General features: G+C 73.0%; 7 protein-coding genes. 2 read left to right on the plus strand and 5 right to left on the minus strand.

The window, feature by feature from the left end:
- From GT042_RS10055 to pdhA, 3 genes are all read right to left on the minus strand, one after another.
- A partial coding sequence (locus GT042_RS10055) for a biotin/lipoyl-containing protein (protein WP_345943728.1) occupies positions 1-355 on the minus strand: 355 nt, incomplete at its 3' end.
- Positions 337-1,341 carry an alpha-ketoacid dehydrogenase subunit beta gene (locus tag GT042_RS10060; RefSeq protein WP_161308367.1) on the minus strand — a complete coding sequence of 335 codons (1,005 nt, stop codon included), beginning with the start codon at positions 1,339-1,341 and terminating at the stop codon, positions 337-339. The genes GT042_RS10055 and GT042_RS10060, both read right to left, overlap by 19 nt.
- Positions 1,338-2,558 (minus strand): pyruvate dehydrogenase (acetyl-transferring) E1 component subunit alpha, encoded by a 1,221-nt coding sequence (gene pdhA, locus GT042_RS10065; protein WP_161308368.1) that lies wholly within the window; start codon positions 2,556-2,558, stop codon positions 1,338-1,340. Before pdhA ends, GT042_RS10060 begins: the two co-directional genes overlap by 4 nt.
- Before the next feature lie 173 nt (positions 2,559-2,731).
- Between pdhA and GT042_RS10070 the strand changes: the two genes are divergently transcribed.
- Positions 2,732-3,370 (plus strand): Lrp/AsnC family transcriptional regulator, encoded by a 639-nt coding sequence (locus GT042_RS10070; protein WP_161308369.1) that lies wholly within the window; start codon positions 2,732-2,734, stop codon positions 3,368-3,370.
- Between the two features lie 43 nt (positions 3,371-3,413).
- Here GT042_RS10070 and GT042_RS10075 read toward each other — a convergent pair whose 3' ends face one another.
- On the minus strand, positions 3,414-4,013 hold the full coding sequence (locus tag GT042_RS10075; protein WP_161308370.1) for a TetR/AcrR family transcriptional regulator: 600 nt from the start codon (positions 4,011-4,013) through the stop codon (positions 3,414-3,416).
- Positions 4,010-5,533 (minus strand): 3-hydroxyacyl-CoA dehydrogenase, encoded by a 1,524-nt coding sequence (locus GT042_RS10080; protein WP_161308371.1) that lies wholly within the window; start codon positions 5,531-5,533, stop codon positions 4,010-4,012. Before GT042_RS10080 ends, GT042_RS10075 begins: the two co-directional genes overlap by 4 nt.
- A gap of 168 nt (positions 5,534-5,701) precedes the next feature.
- Here GT042_RS10080 and paaN point away from each other — a divergent pair, with 168 nt between their 5' ends.
- Entirely contained in the window at positions 5,702-7,414 is a 1,713-nt protein-coding gene (gene paaN / locus GT042_RS10085) for a phenylacetic acid degradation protein PaaN (protein WP_161308372.1), read from the plus strand.
- The last annotated feature ends 49 nt before the right edge of the window (positions 7,415-7,463 follow it).

Below are 7,463 nucleotides of genomic sequence, written 5' to 3' on the forward strand. Positions count from 1 at the left end.
CCAGCACGTTGCCCGACCCCTCGTCGGCCGGGGGCGCCTCCGGAGCGGCCTCCTTCTCCGGTTCCCGCCCCCCGTCCGCCGCGGGCTCGGACGCGCCCACCGCGACCGTCAGCAGCGGGGCCCCGACGGGCAGCTCGCTGCCCTCCTCGCCGTAGCGCGCGGTGACCACACCCCCGTACGGGCACGGCACCTCGACCATCGCCTTGGCCGTCTCGACCTCCACGACCGGCTGGTCTATGGCGACGACGTCGCCCACCTCCACCAGCCAGTGGACGATCTCCGCCTCGGTCAGTCCTTCGCCGAGGTCGGGCAGCCTGAATTCGAGCACCTGGGCCATCAGCTCTCCGTCTCCCACTGGAGCCGCGCGACCGCGTCCAGCACCCGGTCCACGCCGGGAAGATGGTGCTTCTCCAGCATGGGCGGCGGATACGGGATGTCGAATCCCGCGACCCGCAGCACCGGCGCCTCCAGATGGTGGAAGCACCGTTCGGTGACCCGGGCGGCGATCTCCCCGCCGGGTCCGCCGAAGCCGGTGGACTCGTGGACCACCACCGCCCGGCCCGTCCGCCGTACGGAAGCGGCCACCGTCTCGTCGTCGAAGGGGACGAGCGAGCGCAGGTCGACGACCTCCAGGTCCCAGCCCTCGGCGCGGGCCGCCTCGGCCGCCTCCAGGCAGACCGGCACGGAGGGCCCGTACGTGATGAGCGTGGCGCTCGTGCCCCGGCGCCGTACGACCGCGCGTCCGATCGGCTCCACCGCGGCCGGTTCGTCCGGCGACCACTGCGCCTTCGACCAGTACAGCCGCTTCGGCTCCAGGAAGACCACCGGGTCGTCGGAGGCGATCGCGGCCCGCAGCATGCCGTACGCGTCGTCCACCGTCGCCGGGGTGACGACGTGGAGTCCGGCGGTCGCCATGTAGTACGCCTCGGAGGAGTCGCTGTGGTGCTCGACCCCGCCGATCCCGCCGCCGTACGGCACGCGCACGGTGATCGGCAGCGGCATCGCCCCGCGTGTGCGGTTGCGCATCTTGGCCACATGGCTGATGAGCTGCTCGAACGACGGGTAGGCGAAGGCGTCGAACTGCATCTCGACCACGGGCCGCAGCCCGTACATCGCCATGCCGACGGCCGTCCCCAGGATGCCCGCCTCGGCGAGCGGGGTGTCCGTGCAGCGGTCGTCGCCGAACTCCGCCGCCAGTCCGTCGGTGATCCGGAAGACCCCGCCCAGCGTGCCGACGTCCTCTCCCAGGACGTGGACGGACGGGTCCTCGGCCATCGCGTCCCGCAGCGCGCACTGGAGGGCCGATGCCATCGTGGCGGGCTTCACCGCGGTGGTGGTCATCGCCGCTCACCCGCCGCTTCCCCGCCGGTGATCCCGGTGATCCCGGCGTTCCGGCCGTCCCCGGACGGTGCCGGATCCGCCGACGCCTCCAGCTCCGCCCGGAGCAGCGCCGCCTGCTCCGCCAACTGGGTGGTCTGCTCGGCGTAGACATGCGTGAACAGGTCCATGGGGTCGAGCGCCGGCTCGGCGTTCATCCGCTCCCGCAGCCGCGCGGCCATCACCTCGGCCCCCTCGGCGGCCTTCTTGACGCCGTCCTCGTCCAGGACCCCGCGCTCCAGCAGCTCGCGCTCCATGAGCTTCACGGGGTCGTGCGCGCGCCACGCCTGGACCTCGCTGTCCTCGCGGTAGCGCGTCGCGTCGTCGGCGTTCGTGTGGGCCTCCACGCGGTACGTCACGGCCTCGACCAGCGTCGGACCCTCGCCGCGCCGGGCCCGGTCCATGGCCTCGGCGAGGACGGTGTGCACCGCGATCGCGTCGTTCCCGTCGACCAGGCGGCCCGGCATCCCGTACCCGACGGCCTTGTGGGCCAGGGAGGGCGCCGCGCTCTGCTTGGCGAGCGGTACGGAGATCGCGAAGCCGTTGTTCTGCACGAGGAAGACCACCGGGGCCCGCCACACGGCCGCGAAGTTCAGCGCCTCGTGGAAGTCGCCCTCGCTGGTCCCGCCGTCGCCCACCAGGGCGAGCGCGACCACGTCGTCGCCCTTGAGGCGGGCCGCGTGCGCCAGGCCCACCGCGTGCGGCAGCTGGGTGGCGAGGGGCGTGGAGAGGGGCGCGACGCGGTGCTCGTGCGGGTCGTACCCGGTGTGCCAGTCGCCGCGCAGCAGCGTCAGGGCCTGTACGGGGTCGAGTCCGCGCGCCACGGCCGCGAGGGTGTCGCGGTAGCTGGGGAAGAGCCAGTCCCGGTCCTCCAGGACCAGCGCGGCGGCGACCTCGCAGGCCTCCTGGCCCGTGCTGGACGGGTAGACGGCGAGCCTGCCCTGCTTGGTCAGGGCCGTGGCCTGCGTGTTGTACCGGCGGCCACGGACCAGCTCCGTGTAGAGCCGCAGCAGCAGCGCGGGATCGGCGCCGGCCGCGGCGGGCGTGCCGAGCACGCGGAACGGCTCGGGGTCCGGAAGCAGCGGGGCCGGGTCGGTACGCGGCTGCCACGCCGGGGGCGGGGTGGGCCGGCGGACGGCGGCACCCGGCAGTTCCTGAACCGACGTACTGCTCTTCTTCACGCGTGCACCTCCTCGTGGGAAACGAACCTGGAGTGCCGGGATGTGGCACGCCTCACCTACCGATTGTTCGGTCGTGGCGGCAATTTGGCTACACACGCCCTCAGCCTGTGGACAAACGGTGCCGGGCGGCCTGGGATGGACACAGGTCGTCCATGGGGGAGAGGCGGGGAGACATGGGAGCTGAACAAATGGCCGAGGGCACGGACCGGGCGTCCGGCACGGAAGGTGGCGAGGGCGCGGGACCGACCCCGCCACCGGCCGTCCCGCCGACCCCGCCACCGGCCGTTCAGCAGGCCGTTCCCCCTGCCCCTCCGCAGGCCGCTCTTCCGCCGCGTCCTCTGGACGCGATAGACCGCGACATCCTGCGGATCCTCCGCGCGGACGGCCGGGCCTCCGTACGGTCCGTGGCCGAGCGGGTCCACGTCTCGCGCGCCAACGCCTACGCGCGGATCAACCGGCTGATGGACGACGGCGTGATCCGCGGGTTCAGCGCCCGGGTGAACGAGGAACGGGCGGGGCAGGGCGCCTCCGCCTACATCACCCTCAAGATCGTGCAGAACTCGTGGCGCACGGTGCGCGAGCAGCTCCAGGGGCTGCCGGGCGCCACCCACATCGCGCTGGTCAGCGGTGATTTCGATGTCCTGCTGCTGGTCCACACGGCGGACAACAGGACGCTGCGCGAGCTGGTCCTCACCCGGCTCCAGGCGATCCCCGAGGTGCTCTCGACCCGCACGCTGCTGGTCTTCGAGGAGACGGACCTGGACCAGGGCGCTCCGGGCCCCCAGGGCACGCCCCCGCGCACGCCTCTTTAGGAAGCGGCCGGCCCAGGTCCTCGCGGCCCCTCTCCCGGGCCCCCTACTTGGCCCGTTCCGTGCGCAGCCCGTCGAAGGCCAGTCGTACCACCGCGTCCGCGACCTGTTCGCGGTCGTACCCGCCGGCCGGCTGCGGGCGGTACCACTCCACCAGCGAATTGATCGTCCCGAAGAGCAGCCGGGTCGCCAGCCGGGTGTCCATGTCGGCCCGCAGGTCCCCGTCCGCCGCCGCGTCCTTGAGCAGATCGGCCACCCGCTGGTCGAACTCCCTGCGCCGTTCCATGGCCCACCGCTCGGTCTGCGTGTTGCCGCGCACGCGCAGCAGCAGCGTCACGTACGGCAGCTCCGCCATCAGCACCTCGACCGTACGGCGGACGACGTATTCGACCTGTTCGACCGCCCGGCCCCGCGACGCCCCGTCCTCGTCGAGGATCCCGAAGAGCCCGTCGAGCGCCCGGCTGACCGCGAGCCTCAGCAGCTCCTCCTTGCCCGCCACGTGGTGGTATATGGAGGATTTGGAGATCCCGGCCGCCTTGGAGAGATGCTCCATGGACGTGCCGTCGTACCCGCGCTCGTTGAAGACCCGCACGGCGACAGTGAGCAGGGTCTCGGGCGTGTACGTGTCCCGCTTGGGCGTGGTCATGACGCGTCGTCCTCCAGCGCGGCGGCCAGGCGGCGCAGCGCCTGGGACGGGGCGTAGCGGCCCGTGGGGTACTCGTCGTGGAGGAGTTCCAGCGCGGTCAGCACCCAGCGCGCGCCCAGGTCCGCGCCCCACTCGATGGGCCCGCGCGGGTAGTTGACGCCGAGGCGCATCGCGGTGTCGACGGCCTCACCGGTCGCCACCCCGCGCGCCCGCGCGTCGAGCGCGAAGTCGACGAGCATCGCGACCGTACGGCTCACGATCATGCCGGGGACGTCGGCGATGACGCTCACGTCCTTGCCCAACGCCTGGAACAGTCCGACGGCGTGCGCGAGGGACGCCTCGTCCACCCGGGACGCGGGGGCGAGCGCGATCCGCGTCGCGGCGCGGTAGTCCAGCGCGAGATCGAAGTGGATCACGGGCAGGTCGGCGTTGTCGGCGGCCGAGCCGTCGGCCAGGAACAGGCGCGTCCCGCCGGGCAGTTCGATCCAGCCGGGGTGGTCCGGTTCGGCGTCGTCCTCGCGTACGACGTCGATGCCCGCCTCCGCGATCAGCTCGGGCAGCACACTCGCCGAGAAGAGGTCCCCGTGCACGGAGACGGACGCGGGCGCCGCTTCCGGCGCCGCGGTGTGCGGCGCGGCCGGGGCCTCGGCGTCCTCTCCGTACGGGAACCAGCCCCGGCCGGACTTCCGGCCCAGCCGCCCCGACTCCACCAGCCGGCGCTGCGCCAGCGACGGGGTGAACTTCTGGTCGTAGGAGAAGGCCTCCCACACGGACCGGGTGACGGACTCGTTGACGTCCTGGCCGATCAGGTCGGTCAGCGCGAAGGGGCCCATCCGGAAGCCGCCGCTCTCCCGCAGGACCGCGTCGATGGTGGCGGCGTCGGCGCCCCCCTCCTCGTACACGCGCAGCGCCTCGGCGTAGAAGGGGCGCGCGATCCGGTTCACGATGAAGCCGGGGGTGTCCTCGCTGCGCACCGGCGTCTTGCCCCAGGCCAGGACGGTGTCGTACGCGTCCTGCGCGACCCGCGGGTCCGTGGCGAAGCCGCCGACGACCTCCACGAGGGGCAGGAGGGGCGCCGGGTTGAAGAAGTGCAGTCCCACGCCGCGCCCGGGGCGGCGCAGGCCGCCCGCGACGGCGGTGACGGAGAGGGAGGAGGTGTTGGTGGCCAGGACGCAGTCGTCCCCGACGATGTCCTCCAGGGCCGCGAACAGCGCCCGCTTGACCGTGAGGTCCTCCAGGACGGCCTCCACGACGAGTCCGGCGTCCGCCAGCTCCGACAGGTGCGTGGCCGGGCGCAGCCGCGCGCGGGCCGCGTCCCGCTCCGCCGGGCCGAGCCTGCCCTTCTCCACCAGCCGGTCGAGACGGGCGAGGAGCGCGGTGGCGGCCTCCGCCGCCCGGCCGGGCATGGCGTCGTGGAGGCGTACCGGGTGGCCGGCCACCAGCGCCACCTGGGCGATTCCCTGGCCCATGGTGCCGGTGCCGACGACCGCGACGACACGGCCCGTCTCGATTGCTGTCATGAACGCAATCCTCCCGCATAAGTTGTCCACAGATGAGCGGGCGCCGGACGCGGGGTTTTCCACAGGTTCGCCCGGCCCACTTGTCCCGACCGATCGTTCGGTTACTCTAGCTCTGACAGTTCGCTCATGTCCCTGTTCCCGCCCAGCTCGACGAGGAGTTGGTCCTTCATGGCCGCCCGTCTCAGCCCCCAGCAGCTCTCCGAGAAGCACCGGCCCACGCTCGACCAGGCCCTCGACACCATCCGCACCCGCGCCTACTGGTCGCCGCACCCCGAGCACCCGAAGGCGTACGGCGAGAGCGCGCCCGCCGACGGCCTCGCCGCCTTCGAGGCCCTGCGCGGCACCCGCTTCGAGCTGGACCAGCCCGGCACGGACGACTGGACGGGCGACGAGGTCTCGCCCTACGGCCCGGCGCTAGGGGTCACCTACCCGCACGCCGACCCGGACGTGCTGCTCCCGGCCATGCGCGCGGGCATCGGCTCCTGGCGGGACGCGGGGCCCGAGACGCGCGCCCTGGTCTGCGTGGAGATCCTGGCGCGGATCGGCGCCCGGACGCACGAGTTCGCGCACGCGGTGATGCACACCAGCGGGCAGGCCTTCATGATGGCGTTCCAGGCGGGCGGGCCCCACGCCCAGGACCGCGGCCTCGAAGCGGTGGCGTACGCGTTCGCGGAGCAGACCCGCACCCCGTCGGTGGCGGACTGGTCCAAGCCGCAGGGCAAGCGCGACCCCCTGGAGCTGACGAAGTCCTTCACCGCCGTCCCGCGCGGTATCGCGCTGCTGGTCGGCTGCAACACGTTCCCCACGTGGAACGGGTACCCGGGGCTGTTCGCCTCCCTCGCCACCGGCAACGCCGTCCTCGTCAAGCCCCACCCGCGCGCGGTCCTGCCGCTCGCGCTGACGGTGAAGGTCGCCCGCGAGGTGCTCGCCGAGACCGGCTTCGACCCGAATCTGGTCGCGCTGGCCGTGGAACGTCCCGGCGAGGGCATCGCCAAGGCACTGGCCGTCCGCCCCGAGATCAGGATCATCGACTACACGGGATCCACCGCGTTCGGCGACTGGCTGGAGACCCACGCCCGCCAGGCGCAGGTCTACACGGAGAAGGCCGGGGTCAACACCGTCCTCGTCGACTCCACCGACAACTACCGGGGCATGCTCTCCAACCTGGCCTTCTCCCTGTCGCTGTACAGCGGCCAGATGTGCACCACCCCGCAGAACCTGCTCATCCCCAAGGACGGCATCACGACCGACGCGGGCGAGAAGTCGTACGACGAAGTGGTCGCGGACCTCGCCGCCGCGGTGGACGGCCTGCTGGGCGACGACGCGCGGGCCAACGCCCTCCTCGGCGCGCTGGTGAACGACGGGGTGAAGGACCGGCTGGCGGCGGCCGGCACGCTCGGCGAGGTCGCGCTCGCCTCCCGCGAGGTCCCGCACCCGGACTTCCCGGACGCCGTGGTGCGTACGCCCGCGATCGTGCGGGCCGACGGCGCGCGCAAGGCGTGGGACAAGGCATGGGAGGAGGGCGTCGAGGCGGAGGTGCCGTACCTGTCCGAGTGCTTCGGCCCGGTGTCCTTCGCGGTCGCCGTCGACTCGACGGAGGACGCCTTGGAGCTGCTGCGGCGGACCGTGCGCGAGCGGGGCGCGATGACCGTCGGCGCGTACACGACCTCCGAGGCCACCGAGCGCGCCGTCGAGGAGGTCTGCCTGGAGGAGTCCGCGCAGCTCTCGCTGAACCTGACCGGCGGGGTGTACGTCAACCAGACGGCGGCGTTCTCCGACTTCCACGGCTCCGGCGGCAACCCGGCGGCCAACGCCGCCCTGTGCGACGCGGCCTTCGTCGCCCAGCGCTTCCGCGTGGTGGAGGTCCGCCGCCAGGCGTGAGGTCTCAGAGGGTGTCCGCCCGCCGGGCCTCCGGGGCCGGGCGGGCGGC

The organism is Streptomyces sp. SID3212 (genome assembly GCF_009865405.1).
Lineage (GTDB): Bacteria > Actinomycetota > Actinomycetes > Streptomycetales > Streptomycetaceae > Streptomyces.

Bases quoted from the DNA above. Each gene is read 5' to 3' on its own strand.
- GT042_RS10060 (WP_161308367.1), bottom strand. From the start codon at position 1,341: ATGACCACCACCGCGGTGAAGCCCGCCACGATGGCATCGGCCCTCCAG.
- GT042_RS10070 (WP_161308369.1), top strand. From the start codon at position 2,732: ATGGGAGCTGAACAAATGGCCGAGGGCACGGACCGGGCGTCCGGCACG.
- GT042_RS10075 (WP_161308370.1), bottom strand. From the start codon at position 4,013: ATGACCACGCCCAAGCGGGACACGTACACGCCCGAGACCCTGCTCACT.
- GT042_RS10080 (WP_161308371.1), bottom strand. From the start codon at position 5,533: ATGACAGCAATCGAGACGGGCCGTGTCGTCGCGGTCGTCGGCACCGGC.
- paaN (WP_161308372.1), top strand. From the start codon at position 5,702: ATGGCCGCCCGTCTCAGCCCCCAGCAGCTCTCCGAGAAGCACCGGCCC.